The sequence below is a fragment of the Bacillus sp. DX4.1 genome (genome assembly GCF_030348195.1).
Lineage (GTDB): Bacteria > Bacillota > Bacilli > Bacillales > Bacillaceae_G > Bacillus_A.
Genome location: NZ_JAUCFT010000008.1, coordinates 2659959 through 2675415 on the forward strand (window position 1 = coordinate 2659959; position 15457 = coordinate 2675415).

The following is a 15457-nucleotide window of genomic DNA, read 5'->3' on the forward strand; positions in this document are numbered from 1 at the left end:
CCGTTCTTTTAGTTTTCAAAGAGAAAAACTCTCTACACCAAATTGATTATTTAAAATCAAACCATGTGTTCAAAGAGTTCCGTGTAATGCAGAGTATATTAATTGGCTAGTTTTTATCCCGCATTAACGGGCAGTAATACCCCCACCTCAAAGTTCTGCAAGGAGCAAAGAAGTTAGGTGGGGGATAAACTGTCCGTAAAATCCCGATTCGTTCAACTAATGATCAGTGGGGGATGAAGAAAACCCCCACTGATCAAAGTTTCACTTTATTACAATTCCATTTTTAGCTTTAATAGATTTTAGTTTAATTACTTTGGTTATGTTATTCACAAGAAAGAATAAAAACTAACTAAAAAAAGATTGCCCAAAATCTTTGATTTAGGACAGTCTTTTTCTTGGGCGCAAATATTTTTTATTTATAAAACTGAAGTTTTATAACTTATTCGCAAACCCTACATATCACATTGGAGATATAAAGTAATAAAACCTCCTAAGCAAAAAAGCACTTGCAAATCAAGCGTACTAAAGAAAAACGTTGATTTTACAAGTGCTTTTTTTATTTATAAAGAACGAATGAACCCGAACAACAGCGCTTTTTTTAGCGCCTGTTATTCGGGTTATGATTCAAAGTGATGGAGTTACTCTTTCTATTATTACTTACCTTCTAATTCTTTTTTAATACTTTCTAATGTCTTCCCTTTATACTTATCTTGCGGTTTTGGAGGATTCGTTGCAGTTTTATTCACCGCTAAGAAATTCTTTTCGATAAACGCAAAGTCTTTCATATCAACTGTACCATCAAAGTTGATGTCCGCGCTGCGTTTATTAGTTTTCCAGTTTTCTTCCATGAATACTACATCCATGATATCGATGACTTGGTCTCCGTTGACATCACCGGCTACTAACGCTGTACTAGCCTTCATATCATTTTCTCCTCGGATCGTTTCTCCATCTTGTTTAAAAACAGTAAATGGTCTGCTAGCTTCAAAGTGGCCAGGTACGTGAAGATGATACATAAGCTCTTCAGAAGTTACCGGTAACTTAGAAATAGTTGCATATAGATAGCCTGAACTATTCGTGACTGTGCCTTTATAGTGTTTGTTGTTCTTATCTGTAACAGTTACAGTTGCACCTGCTTTCGTATAATCTGTTGTTGTAGAAAGTCCTTCAGCTTGAGTTCCCACTAGTACTTCCGAAAATGTTGGGATTACATATGACTCAACAGATAGACTCGGAACAGAGATTGTTTCATGTTCAGTATTGATATACGATGATGTTAGGTTTTTCAGGTCTAGTTCACCATCATAATATCGGTTATCCTTCACTTTCAGTGTTACATCTACTGCTGGAATAGTCCCATCAATACCTTGGTCAGCATCCTTTACGGATACATGAATACTATGCTTTTTCAGTGTTTCGTTTCCTGATAATTCTTCATGTTTCAATTCTACATTTGCTTTTTTCTGAAGCTCTGGATGGACAGTTACACTTTCAATGTCAAAGTAATCATTCAGATAATCGAACGTAAACGTTTGTTCTTTTAGTTTATTAGCATTGTTCATTGTTAATGTGTAGGTAACCGATTCACCTAGTTTTGGTTCTTGCTTATTTGGTGTAGCCGCTACATATTGTGTACCCTTTTTTACAAAATAAGTTGTCGGCATTTTTGGATAATTTCCTGCTGTTGATACAGTATGACCATAGAAACGAACAGGAAGAATTGAGATGGATTCATCCATTGGTATTTCACTTGCAAACGTTCCATCTGGATTAAGAGAGATGTTACCGTTTGGCTTCCATTGCGGTAAATAAGCCATATCTGTTGGGCCCGGCTTAGGTTTGTTGTAATAATACACAACTTTATTGGCAGCTTGAGAAATATTGAAACCGGCAGTCTTCATATCATTAATACTCTCGTCGGAAATAGATCCTGAAACGGGAACCGTTTTTTGACCTGCTTCATACTCGTACACTCCGTGTGGAAGAGAAAGCTTAAATTCTGGTGCCGTATTATCTATAAATAGATACTCATCTTCTGATGTAATGGTTTTTCCTTGCTCAGTCGTCATAATGGCTCTTACCTTATAATTTCCATGTGGTATAAACTCTGCATTATCAGAAAAAGAAGAGTTTAAATATTCTGGATCAGTAGAAAATGGTTTATCTGGATCTCCAATAAACGGTGTATACATCCCAAATCCAAGAAGAGTATAATCTTGATTTCCATTCAAGTTTGAATTAAAGCCGAGAGACCCAACATATTTGTTTGTTTTGGCATCTACAAGCATGAAATCAACCCTCTTTGTATTCGACTTCACCTTTAAAGACGTATAGAGACCGTAAGTCGAAAATGGGTTTGGTGCTGATTGAGATGTCGTTGTTAGTGCCTTTGTTAGCACTGTGAAATTTTCAAATCCATCTTCTACATAATTGATACCAAATGGGACTTGATACGTTTCAGATGGATTGTCTTTGTTTGTATACACCACATATCCTTCATAGATTCCCTTTTCTGCTGTTTTTGGAATCAAAATCCCAAAGTTGGTCTTCTTTTCACTGCCGCCCTCGAGTGTAATTGAATGACTTGTCATCGCCTTTACGCCGTTTTTCTTTGCGTCCTTTGATCCCCTTGCATCTGTTTGGAATTCCACTTTTACATCAAATGTTTTCGTTGCTTTCCCTTTGTTGCTAAGCATCAAGGAGCGTATGTCTTTAATGTCCTCGCCTGTAGAAGAATGTGTGCCAAAGCTGATGCCACCTGTTTGCTCTTTGATAAGTTTTTCCTTGCCGTTTTCAATCATTGGTGTCTTGTCATTCACTGTAATTTTTACATCAGAATGGATAGCTTCATATGGATCGACGCGTCCTGCACCGACTTCAAATACGCTGTAAGGTTTGCTGAGTGGATCTGCTGTATTCATTAAAATAGTCTTCACATCTTCTGGCTGTAATTTAGGATTTGCTTGCAGTAAGAGTGCAGCGATACCGGCAACATGCGGGGATGCCATCGATGTTCCAGACATGCGCTGGTATGCATATTGATAATTGTCTTCTTTATCACGATTGATTACATCTGAAGCAACCGTAGAGAATACTGCTACACCTGGTGCTGTTACTTCTGGTTTGACATCAGAATTGACACGTGATGGTCCGCGAGAGCTAAAACCTGCCAATTGATCTCCTTCTGTTTTCGATTCTGTCATCTCTCCAAATGTGAAGTTTGTGTGCCCCTCTTCTACCTTTTGTTTCAAAGCTAACCCTTCTGCATTGGATAAAGAGAATGTCGGGATATAATCTATTCCCTCTGCTAAGTAAGCAGGAATATGCCCTTCTTCTGCCTTGTCATTGAATAAAAGTACCGCAGCTACACCATTTTTCTTGGCAAACTTAATTTTATCAGCCAATGCCATGTTATTCCCGCGACTCACTAAAGCAATCTTCCCTTTTACATCTTTCCCCGTAAAATCAGCCTCGCTGCCCATACCAGCATCGACAATCGGAAGCGTCTGGTCTTTTAGCTTCGTAATGTCATCTCCATACCCGAGTGCTAATAGACGTAAATCTGCAGATACTTTGTCTTGTCCCGCCGCAAGTGAGCCTTTATAGTTTACAAGTTTAATAGGAACATCGCTTGCCCCTACAGTGATCGCGAGTGCTGCTGCACCTGGAGATCCTAACGTGTACATTTTATCTCCTGTGTTTCCGGCAGATACTGCTGCTGTGACTCCGCTTAAAACGGCGTTATTTACAGCCATACTTGTGGGATACATCGGATTATTTAGGGCTGCACCGAGCGACAGATTGATAACGTCCATGCCATCTTCGACCGCTTTATCAATTCCGGCAATGACCCCTGAAGTGAATCCTGACCCATAAGGTCCTAGAACACGGTACGCGTGCAGTTCAGCGTCTGGAGCGACTCCAGTGGTTGCATGCTCACTAGCATTGGTTCCTTGTCCAGCAATCGTACCTGAGACATGTGTTCCGTGCGTGGTGTAATAAGTTGAGCCTGAGACTTCTGGCTTACCTGATTTTTCCCAATCCTCATACGTCGTTTCCATCGGATCTGTGTCATTATCGACAAAGTCATATCCACCTTTAAAAGCGGCTTTTAAATCTGGATGGTTATAGTCAATTCCTGTATCTATCACTCCTACTTTAATGCCTTTTCCTGTATATCCCTCTTGATGAAGCTTGTCCACTTGAAGGTAGGAGAGCTCATCTGCCATTCCCTTACTAAGGGTACCGATTGCAGGCTCTTCTTCTTTTACAGGCGGTTCAGCTTGTACCTGCACATCACTGTATACGGCTTTGACTTCCTTTGATTGTAAGAGGGATTGAACTTGGTTTGCCGGCAGCTTCATAGCGACACCATTGAAAGCGTTTTTATAAGAGTGTTTCACTTGGAAAGAAGGTGCTTTTTTCTCCCCTTTTGACGTAAAGATCGTTTTTAAATCTTTTTTAAAGGTATCATGGGAAGCATCTACTTGTTTTTTCGCTTCTGCGACAGACAATTTTTTTCCTTCTGCCGCTGCTTCTAATACAGCTACTTGATGTGGCCTTTGTTTAAATTCAACAATAACAGAAATTTCGTCTGTACTCTCCACATTTACCTCTGGTGCTAAATGCAAACCAGTTTCATTTATTGTTTGCAGCTTCGTAAGAGCTTCACGTTGTTCCGGAGTAAGATTAGCTAGTATTTCCTTTGGTGTTCCTTTCTCTTCTGCATGTGCAACCGCCGGAGAGAAAGAATTTGGTAAGAGTCCAGAGAATTGTGATAAAACGAGAGCGCTGGAAAGACCGATTACCGCAAATTGTTTTTTGATGTTGTTCATTCAATATACACCTACTTATTATTATATTTTTATAAATCTCTATAAACTTCTATAAATCCAACTAGAGTCTTTAACACGGTTACCGTCCTTCACTTCGGTATACTACTGAAAGTAGAACGAAAAAAGGAGTAGGTGGAGGTGTTGGGAAAATGTTGAAAATTTAATTTGGATTTATATACTGCCAAATCATAACGTTCATTCAGAAATCGCTTACATGAATTGAAGTGAATGCAGAGTCATAGAAGTTATTACCTCTTTTTGTTTGTACTTTTAATCCCATGAATCCTAAGAGCGCTGAAGGTATAGAAAACTATACGTATCATGTCATCGTATGTATTTGTTTTACGATCCGTTTGCGCACTGACAATTTTGACTTGCTCACCTACTAATCTCGTAACTTGATCTTCTACTTGTGATGAAGGTGAAATTTTACAATATTTTACTTACTTAATCTTTTAGCATGAAATAGTGCAGTTGACACGTTTGTTGATTCACAGCAAATGTAGCTATTATTGGTCATAATCTTCCAAATAAAACAAATAAAGCCGGTATAACAAATATTTCTACTTATTACTCATTTTTTCTAGTGTTTCTTTTTTAATCCTCCTTTCTTCGGAATTTAATGTCGAATTAATTATAATTATTCAGAAAATTACAATTTAAGTCAACCGTTTGTAGTACAATGTATGTTGGGAAAATTCTACGTTGTTTTGTAAGAGAAATATCTCAATTTGAACTTTTCGGTAATTCTGTATAACAAATCAAGTACGTGAAATTCAAACAAAGGTTGCAATATAAATTTTTTAAAAAAACCTTTTATATACAGTTTTTTTGAAAAATATATCTATTTTATCATTAACAGGTAATCTATATGACCCATTGGACAGGATTTTTATATAGTCATCACGAATATATTAGCGTTTAATTTATTTATATAAAATAGGAGGTATATAATGAGCGAATTTCTAGTCACACTTACTATTGATGATGTATCTTTCAAATTGAAAGAATACCAAGATTTTGAATGGCTTATTCGTCTTGGTAAGGTATTTTGTGTGTTTGACCAACAAGATTCAGGGAACATTTGCTTTGGAATTGAAAAAGATGGGGAGAAAAAGTTTGTCAAATATGCCGGTGCAAAAACGATGGAGTATTCAGGACAACCGCAAGATGCAATTGTGCGGTTACAAGAAGCGATTGTTCTCTATGAGGAATTAAAACATGAGAATTTAATAAAATTAATTGATCATTTTGACGTGGAACATGGCTATGTTGCAATTTTTGATTGGTTTGATGGTGAATGCCTTCATCCTCATTGGACTTTTCCACCACCAGCAAAATATAATCATCCAGATTCTCCGTTTTTCCGATATAAACAATTACCAATTGAATATCGCCTCGCTTCGCTAGATCGAATTTTTTCTTTCCATGTTTATATTGAAAAGAAAAATTATGTCGCTGTTGATTTTTACGATGGTAGCATCTTGTATAACTTTAATACAAATCGTACAAAAATATGTGATATAGACTTCTATCAGAAAAAAACATATATCAATACAATGGGAAGACTTTGGGGCTCCTCAAGATTTATGTCCCCAGAAGAATTTGAACTTGGTGCAGTCATAGATGAAAGAACAAATGTATTTAACATGGGGGCAATTGCATTTGGACTGTTAGGTGGCGAACTTGATCGTTCATTTTCAAAATGGGATGCAGGAAAAAAACTGTACGAAGTAGCCTCTCGCGCTGTAGAAAAAAATAGGAATCAACGTTATGCATCGGTTGCGGAATTTTACTTAGCATGGGAATCCGCCCGCAGCAACATACTGATTTCAAAGTAATAACCTTTATTAGCATAACAAGATAATTAATAGATGAAGAAATTTCGTTTTTTTTGTATAATACTTGTAGTATTGAAAATTATGATAATGAGGCATGCTAGATGAATTTTGTATACAGCGATCAAAACGTTTTAAATAATCTTCTTTACATTTTAAGTAGTATATTTGTCTATTATTTTATATATGACAATGGGGAATTGTTCAAAAAACACAAAAAGCTTCTAATGATTATTTGTACTAGTCTCCCTCTTATTTTATGTATGAAATTTCCTATTTACATTGATCTAGAGCGTATTCATGATTTGCGACAAATTCCATTTTTGATTGGGACACTTTATGGTGGTCCACTAATTGGGATTGTTTTATTGGGCATTATGTTACTTTTTCGGGTTATTTTTTATGGTGTCAACTTTTTAATAGTCATTGTCTACATAACGATGCTTATCGTCGCTGCTTTTTCTTCTTCTAAATTTAAAAATTTAAATAGAAGAAAAAAGCTTATCATGTCTATGCTTTTAACTGTTTTTCTTGGTTTACTGACAACTGTTATTATTGTCATCCTAGCAGATTTTCAAATTAATACCTCGTATATCATTGATTTTATTCTTCTCCCACCTATTGTGATGTTATTTGTCGTCTATATTATTGAAATTTTAAACGACGCAATTATGATGAGATCTAAATTAGTAAAAGTGGAGAAAATGGAGATTGTAAGTCAACTTGCTGCAAGTATTTCACATGAAGTGAAAAATCCATTAACTGTAGTGAAAGGGTTTACTCAGCTACTTAAAACACCTGATTTATCACAAGAGTCTAGAGAGCTATATATTAAACATATTATTGAAGAGCTGAACCATGCGCAGGCAATCATTGATGATTATTTAACATTTGCAAAACCGGCATCACAAAAAATCGATACTATTGTAATTGATCAAGAATTACGAAGAGTAATGAGTATGATGATGCCATTATGTAATATGAATTCGGTAAACATATCCGAAAATTTAGTAACAGGCAGTATCACTGGGAATACGCAACACTTTCATCAATGTTTTTTAAATCTAATAAAGAATAGTATTGAAGCAATGCCAACTGGTGGAATACTGAATATCAGTTCATCTATCAGTGAAAATAAAATCATCATTATGATTAAAGATAGTGGCATTGGTATGACCAAGGATCAAATAAATCGATTTGGCGAACCATATTTTAGTACGAAATCAAAAGGGACAGGCTTAGGTACTATGGTTGCGGTAAAAATCATTGAAACGATGAATGGGACATTGAATATAAAAAGTGTTGTGAGTAAAGGAACAACTTTAACAGTTACATTTCAACGAAGTAATGAGCAAGCTTAAGATTACATTTTCCCAGGAAAAAGGAAGAAGGAAAAGGCATCCAAATGGGTGCCTTTTATGTTTTTTGTAATTACTTAGTGCATTGAAATACAAGTAATAGAAGCTTGTACGGCCTTTAGTATCCGCCTCCACCCCAACAACTGCATCCAACAATGATTAACAGGATAAATAATACAACTAGTAGAGCGAACCCTCCACCAAAACTCATATTTTTTCCCCCTTTTTAGGAGTTCAAACTAATGGGTAATAGATATTTTTAACGGCTTCGTATTATATATTATGTTTGTATGTAATTTGTGAGCACGTCTTTTTGAAAATACAAAGGGTACTCATACGAGTGACCTATCGTTCATGTATATAAATCCATTTTGATTTTTCGACATATAAGCCGCGGCTATGGATAACAAAAGGTGACCTGCACTCGTTTTCTCTCTTTGTTTTCACTTGGTACGGGGCAGGAAAAGGATCTGACCGCTTCTATGCATGGCCAGATGCTCTCTTCCACCTAAAAGGAAGGGTTTTATGTCGGTTTTTTAATTTGTATTTATCCCGTATTAACGGGCAGTAAGACCCCCACCTCAAGATTCAGAGAGAAGCAAGGAAGATAGGTGGGGGATAACTGCCCGTAAAAGCCCGATTGGTTCAACTAACCATCAGTGGGGGATGAAGAAAACCCCCACTGATGGAAGTTTCACTTTATATAGATACAGAAACTGGGTTTTTAGAAAAAAGGAAAAGTAGATTTATTACACAAAGGATACCGTTTTTCTCGTTTTCTTATCCTAGTGAGCATGTACCGAGCCTTTTTACGATTTCAAAAAGGATACCAAAAATCTTGAAACATCGTTAGTTTTAAATAGATTGCAAGTAATAAAGTAATGATACCAATTAGAAGCACTATATAATCATTTTTCTTCGCCTTTGTTGCAAAATACCACGTTCGCTTTTCTTTTTTACCGAATCCTCGTAAATCCATTGCATTTGAAATGGTATCAATTCGATCTAATGAATGAATGACAAGTGGCCAAAAGATTGTTACCCTATTTTTAATACGTTGAAATAGTCTTGCTTCTCCTTTCTCAAACGGAACACCCCTTGCCTCTTGTGCATGCTTAATGAGTGTATATTCCTCTTGTATATTTGGAATATAACGAAGCGCAATATTAATCGCATAGGTAATCTTATACGGTAAGCCAATTTTATGAAGGCTGCTAGCAAACTGACTTGGATGTGTTGTATAGATGAAAATAAGTGTAAATGGCAATAATGTAAAATACTTTAATGATAGCGTAAGTGCATAAAAGAGTGTTTCGAATGTAATTGTTGCATACCCAATATAGAAAAAAGGTGTAATCGTTCCAGTTAACTCAGAACCATGCGTTGGCGTAATGAGTAAAATCATAATAGAATTTAGCATACTGAATGTAAAGATGACACTAAAAACAATTATTATTTTACGAATGGGAATTTTAGCGACAGCTAAGCCAATGCAACCGATAAGAAACAAAGATAGTAAAATACGAAAATCAAAAAATAAAAATGTGAGAATCATCCAAACCATAAATAATAGCAGTTTCATCGTACCATCCATTCGATGAAAATATGTATCATTTTCTATATAGAGTAAACCTAATTTACTCATAATCCCCCCTCCTCTTCGCTTCCATATACATTTGCACAAATACTTGCGGGAAAGGAATTTTGCTTAACCTGGCTAATGTTGTTAATGAGCTCTCTTGCAAGTTTGCTTGCTGTAAAACAGAGTGATTTGCGAGTACAACTGCGACAGTATCATCGACAAGTATTTCTCCATTGTGAAGTACAACGGCACGATCAGCGTATTCTAAAGCTAAATTCATATCATGTGTAATGAACATAAAGGAAATTCCTTGTGCTGCTAATTGTTGTATACAAGACATAAACTGTTTGTAGTGAAAATAATCTTGTCCTGCAGTTGGTTCATCTAAGATTACAAGCTTTGGATTATTAGTTAAAACCGCAGCAATTGTCAGCCTCTTTTTTTGTCCATAGCTTAGTGCTTGTACGGGCCAGTTACGAAATGGATATAATCCACAAATACGCAATGCATCTTCTACACGTTTTTGTATTTCATTTGGATGAAGCTTTTTAAGTTGTAATGAGAAGGCTGCTTCCTCCCAAACAGTAGACTGTGTAATCATATGATTCGGATTTTGCATGACGTATGAAATTGCTTCTCCTCGCTTACGAATCGACCATGGGATAATATTTTCACCGTCTAATACAATTTTTCCATTCTGTGCTTTTTGCATCCCGGTCAGAATTTGAGCAAGTGTGGATTTCCCTGCACCATTATGTCCTAATAATGCGAGAATTTCCCCCTCATATAAGGATAGTGATATATCTTTTAAAGCGAAATTTGTATATGGATATGAAAAAGAAAGATTCTTTACCTGACATACGATTTCTTTTTGTGTATGTTTTCTATAAGGAGGACACTTCCCCATCCACTGCGTTACTATGTCATTTAAATTTTCACAATTTATAGCTTCGATCGGATAAACTGGCTTATTCGAAAAAGGAAACTGCAAATTTTTAAGCGCTTCTACATATACAGGTTCTCTTAACCCTATTTTTTGTAGTATATCTGTCTGTAATATCTTTACTGGTGAATCAATCGCAACAATTCGTCCATTCTCTACTAAGATAATTTTATCTAGATCGAGTTTTAATATCTCTTCTATTCGATGCTCAATGATAACAATCGTTTTATTCGATTGTTGATGTATCTCTTGAATAAGTTCTACTGTTTTCAGGCTACTTGTAGGATCTAAATTGGCTAATGGTTCATCAAATAACAATACTTCAGCATCTGTCGTTAACAGCCCTGCCAGTGAGACAGTTTGTTTCTGTCCTCCAGATAATTGGTGAGGACTTTGTGAATGAAAGGGGTGCATCTGTACTTTATGTAAAGAATCCATAACAACTTCCTTCATTTTCTTCTGCTCTACACAATCATTTTCCATTGAAAAAGCAACATCTTCTCCTACTGTTAAACCAATAAATTGTGAATCTTGATCTTGTAAAATGGTTCCTACATGTTTACTTTGTTCAAAAATACTACCTTCCCGAGGATCTTTCCCACAAATTGAAAGGGTTCCTGTACTTGATCCTTCATAAGAAAAAGGGATCAGCCCATTGATACAATGAGCCAATGTTGATTTTCCAGATCCGCTTCGGCCAGCAATCAGTACTTTTTCCCCTGGATAAATATGAAACGTAATATCCTGCAAAGTTGGTTCTGTTACGTGTTGATATTGAAAGGTAAATTGTTCAAAAGAAATTATGGGTTTCATCGTAATATCCCTACTTTTCAATCTTTAATTGTGTATGTTTCTTATTGTTTTTTGCTAATCCAAGTGTAATTGGTAAACCAAGAAGTAAAAATACAAGAACATCTGCGATGGTTGCACCAAATACTTGAATGACAATTTTATCGAAAGGCTCTCCCATAACGGCAATATCGAAGGAACCTGCAAATATAATTGCAATGATAATACCTATTACACCTGTTATAGCAAAATACGAAACATCGCGATTTCGATATGTCCCATTTTTCACACTAAAATTTTCTCGCTTTTGAACAAGTCCCATAGTAAATCCAATAATACCAGAGCTTAGGACCCATCCCCACCAAATGCCCCAACCAGCAATGGTATCTGTTACTGTATGACCGATAAGTCCGATCAATAATCCTGCGAATGGACCAAAAACCGCCCCGAAAATGGTAAGTATTGCAAGCGCTGGTTTAATAAAAGTATTCGGAGCAATGGAAAATCCCCAAAGACCTAATACACCATAAATTGCAGAGCCAATACCGATTGCTACAACTAGTTTTGTAGATAATTTATTCATATGATTTCTCCTCTCATCCTATTTAGTTACTATTAGTCCTATATGCAAAAGAAAAATGAATTATACGTTCCCACTTCCTTTCTTTTTCAATAAACTGAAACTTTAATCAATGGGTATTTTCTTCATCCTCCTCTGATTATTAGCCCTTACCAATTAGGCTTTTACGGGCAGTTTATCCCCCGGCCTAACTTCTTGGCTTTCTGTCGAACTTGAGGTGCTCGTTCATGCGGGATAAAAAAATGACCTCTTATATAAGAGGTCATTTTTGTTTACGTGTATGATCCTCTTATCTTCCAAAAGACAATATGTCCTTTGCGGAATTAGCACCTTCCTACACATATAAATAGGGGTTGCTGAGGTTTCGCAGGGCCGTTCCCTCTACCTCTCTGGATAAGTATTCGTTTGTTTGTAATTTGTATTATTGCACCATTAACTAACAATTACAACATTTTTCTTAATATTTTTATTTTTATATAAAACGAGCAATTAAATCATTGTATTCTTATCGGAATTGTGTGATGATTAAATAACAAAAACAGTTATCGGGAGGAATGAAAATGAAAGTAATTGGACTAATTGGTGGATTAAGCTGGGAATCAACCTCTCTTTATTATAAACATATCAACACACTGACTCTGTCCCAGTATGATCATAATGCAAAACTTGTACTATATAGCATGGATTTTGGAGAAGTGACCACGTTATTACAAAATCATCAATATGAAGAAGTTCAAAACGAACTTGTTGCAGTAGCAAAGAAAGTAGAAAATTCCGGTGCCGATTGTATACTCATGTGTTCAAATACCGTACATCAATTTGCAGAAGAAGTACAACAAGCTGTATCTATTCCACTTCTCCATATTGGCGATGTGAGTGCAGAAGAAATTGTAGGGCACGATGTGAAACGAATAGGTCTTCTTGGGACAAAACAAACGATGGAACAAGACTTTTATAAAACTAGATTAGACAATTATGGAATTGAAACAATTATACCGCAAGGTGATGAACGGAAATTTATTCATCATGTGATTCTTCATGAGTTAAGTAAAGGCATACTTTCACAGCAATCAAAAGAACGATTCTTACAAATCATTGCAAAGCTCATTGAAAATGGCGCGGAAGGAATTTTATTAGGCTGCACAGAAATACCGCTACTTATTTCACAGAAGGACCTTTCTATCCCTGTATTTGATACTGCTTTTTTACATGCCAAAACTGCAGTGCAATTTGCTGGATAATAACTCATGTTTATGAGTTATTTTTTTATATGTTAAAATGCATAAATTTTTATATATAAAATCCTTTATAATACATTCAAACCTTCTACATTAATATTAAGTACCTCAAGAAAGGAAGTAATCATATGCAAATAGCAATTGAAGCTTTACAGTTTATTGGCGGAGTAATCCCATATGTAATAAAATTATTACAAGCATTATCTTAATCTTTTCGTATAGTATTAGACAATTATTTTTTTATAATCATATGTACAAAAACGATCCTCTAATTTTATAGAAGATCGTTTTTCCTTATGTTATTATGTTAATTTTTCATAAACAACATTTTTTCGTGTCTTACTTTCAGACTGCTAAGAGAGTGGGAAATAGAGTGTAACCATCGTACCCACTCCAACTTCACTCATAATACAGATTCTTCCTTGATGACTTTCAATAATTTTATAACTAAGCATAAGTCCGATTCCAGTTCCTTTTTCCTTTGTGCTGTAAAAAGGTTCACCCAGCCTTTTGATTCTCTCTTGCGGAATTCCTATCCCTTCATCAGCAATACAAATAATAACCTCATTGCTATCATCCTTTTTTACTGTAATAGCAATCTTACCACCATCTGGCATTGCTTCAATCGAGTTTTGCATAATATTAATAAATACTTGTTTTAATTGATTTTCATAGCAATCAATAAATAAATTCTGTGAATCTATTTGCAATTCAATTTGAATATTTGCCATGATAGCCTTTGGATTTATTAAAGAAACGACATTTTTTAATATTGAACAGAGGTTTTTCTTTTCATTTGGAATAACATCCGTCTTTGCGATTGATAAAAATTCATGAAGAATGGTTTCAATTCTTTCAATTTCTGAAAGCATGAGATCAAAATATTCTCCATGATCTTTCTTGTTTGTTTGAAATAATTGAATAAATCCTTTAATTACAGTAAGTGGATTTCGAACTTCATGAGCTACACCAGCAGCTAATTGCCCAATCGCCGCAAGTGTATCTGATTTATTAAGTAATTCCTCAGTCTTTTTCCGCTCTGTAATATCCCGGACAAGAATCATCACTTTATCTTTTAACAGCGGTAAACATCTAGCTTCAAAGAAACTAATACTACCCTTCATTGTTAGCGAGTATTCAACTATAACCATGGATTCCTTTTGCTGTACTTGTTTAATAGCGTCGATAAATTGCTCAGCTACTTGTGAAGGCAACACTTCATAAAACTTTTTCCCCATAAATAATTCTACAGGTACATAAAACTTATCTGTAGAACCAGCTTTATAATCTACAATTGTTCCATCACCATCTGTTAAGAAACATAAATCTGGGAGTGCTTGAAAAATGAGTTCTAATTCTGAGGATTGTTGCTTTAATTGCTGCTCTATCCCTTTTCGCTGTGTAATATCCACACCAACTGCCCAATAACTATAGTCACGAACTGGAGATTGTTCAGAGATATTCGACCACATAATCGTTTTGATTTCTCCATTTTTACAAGTAAGGTTCATTTCCCAATCCCGAAAGCTTCTCCCACGAATAGAAAATTTCTTTTGTATTTGTTTACGATATTTTTCATCAGGATATAACAGTTCTAGTGCCTTTGGATTCCCAATAATCTCTTCTGCTGTATAGCCAGTTACAAGCTCGCATTCACGATTCCATAAAATAAAATCACCATTTTTATCTAATGCGTCTACCATGATCGGCATCTTTTTTAATATCGTATGAAGTTGTTTTTCTTTTTGAAAGAGTATGTTGACATTTTGACTTTGCTGCTGAAGTTGATTCATTGCCCTATCGACAATGAGATTGGCAAGCTTTTCGAAGTATGTTTGACAAGCAATCACATTATTCTGTATTGGAGAGACAACAAATTTCCCTACATGTTGCTCCTTTAATACTATTGGAATTTCAATCTTTGTAAGTTGTATATTATCTTCTTGATTCATTCCAAATGAAAAAAGACATTCGTTATTATGATCAAGAAGTTGATGTGAAATGTTTGTTAATAAATAAAACTGTTCTGCCATGGTTGCTATTGTTTTCACATCAATAATTTCCATAAGCCGCGCATTCATTTTCTATCCACCTCTATATGTAAAATTAATACTAATTTTAAATCATGCTTCTCCATTATACGTATTATGACCTCATAGGTATAGAGGACGAACACAATTATTCAAATAAATTTTATTTTTCAGCAAAATTACACTATGTATCCACCATTAATCGTATATTCATAAAATATACACAAAATATTCAAAAATTTTATTTAATTCTCCCGATATTTT

Annotated in this window: 9 protein-coding genes and 1 riboswitch; of the genes, 3 read left to right on the forward strand and 6 right to left on the reverse strand. The window is 35.3% G+C overall.

All coding sequences use genetic code 11. The features are described 5' to 3' along the window. Window positions 1-653 precede the first annotated feature (653 nt). Window positions 654-4835 carry a S8 family serine peptidase gene (locus tag QUF99_RS16510; RefSeq protein ID WP_289371366.1) on the reverse strand — a complete coding sequence of 1394 codons (4182 nt, stop codon included), beginning with the start codon at window positions 4833-4835 and terminating at the stop codon, window positions 654-656. A gap of 953 nt (window positions 4836-5788) precedes the next feature. Between QUF99_RS16510 and QUF99_RS16515 the strand changes: the two genes are divergently transcribed. Both QUF99_RS16515 and QUF99_RS16520 read left to right on the forward strand, forming a co-directional pair. Beyond that, window positions 5789-6676 (forward strand): inosine/xanthosine triphosphatase, encoded by an 888-nt coding sequence (locus QUF99_RS16515; RefSeq protein WP_289371367.1) that lies wholly within the window; start codon window positions 5789-5791, stop codon window positions 6674-6676. Window positions 6677-6777: 101 nt separating this feature from the next. Next, window positions 6778-8034, forward strand: a complete 1257-nt coding sequence (locus QUF99_RS16520; RefSeq protein WP_289371368.1) for a sensor histidine kinase — start codon at window positions 6778-6780, stop codon at window positions 8032-8034. 115 nt (window positions 8035-8149) lie between these two features. On the opposite strand, the gene QUF99_RS16525 is transcribed toward QUF99_RS16520, so the two are convergent. The 4 genes from QUF99_RS16525 to QUF99_RS16540 form a co-directional block, all read right to left on the reverse strand. Beyond that, complete coding sequence (locus QUF99_RS16525; protein WP_289371369.1) at window positions 8150-8242, reverse strand: YjcZ family sporulation protein; 93 nt, start codon at window positions 8240-8242, stop codon at window positions 8150-8152. A gap of 606 nt (window positions 8243-8848) precedes the next feature. Next, a complete protein-coding gene (locus tag QUF99_RS16530) occupies window positions 8849-9676 on the reverse strand; it encodes an energy-coupling factor transporter transmembrane component T family protein (RefSeq protein ID WP_289371370.1) in 828 nt (275 codons plus the stop codon). Then, complete coding sequence (locus QUF99_RS16535) at window positions 9669-11369, reverse strand: energy-coupling factor transporter ATPase (protein WP_289371371.1); 1701 nt, start codon at window positions 11367-11369, stop codon at window positions 9669-9671. Before QUF99_RS16535 ends, QUF99_RS16530 begins: the two co-directional genes overlap by 8 nt. A 10-nt stretch (window positions 11370-11379) precedes the next feature. Beyond that, window positions 11380-11928 carry an ECF-type riboflavin transporter substrate-binding protein gene (locus QUF99_RS16540; RefSeq protein WP_289371373.1) on the reverse strand — a complete coding sequence of 183 codons (549 nt, stop codon included), beginning with the start codon at window positions 11926-11928 and terminating at the stop codon, window positions 11380-11382. Between the two features lie 283 nt (window positions 11929-12211). After that, a riboswitch (SAM riboswitch) is annotated at window positions 12212-12325 on the reverse strand. Between the two features lie 160 nt (window positions 12326-12485). On the opposite strand from QUF99_RS16540, the gene QUF99_RS16545 reads away from it, so the two are divergent. Further along, on the forward strand, window positions 12486-13166 hold the full coding sequence (locus tag QUF99_RS16545; protein ID WP_289371374.1) for an aspartate/glutamate racemase family protein: 681 nt from the start codon (window positions 12486-12488) through the stop codon (window positions 13164-13166). Window positions 13167-13516: 350 nt separating this feature from the next. Here QUF99_RS16545 and QUF99_RS16550 read toward each other — a convergent pair whose 3' ends face one another. Continuing rightward, the gene (locus tag QUF99_RS16550) at window positions 13517-15244 is read right to left on the reverse strand and encodes an ATP-binding protein (protein WP_289371376.1); all 1728 of its coding nucleotides are present in this window, start codon (window positions 15242-15244) and stop codon (window positions 13517-13519) included. Window positions 15245-15457: the final 213 nt, after the last annotated feature.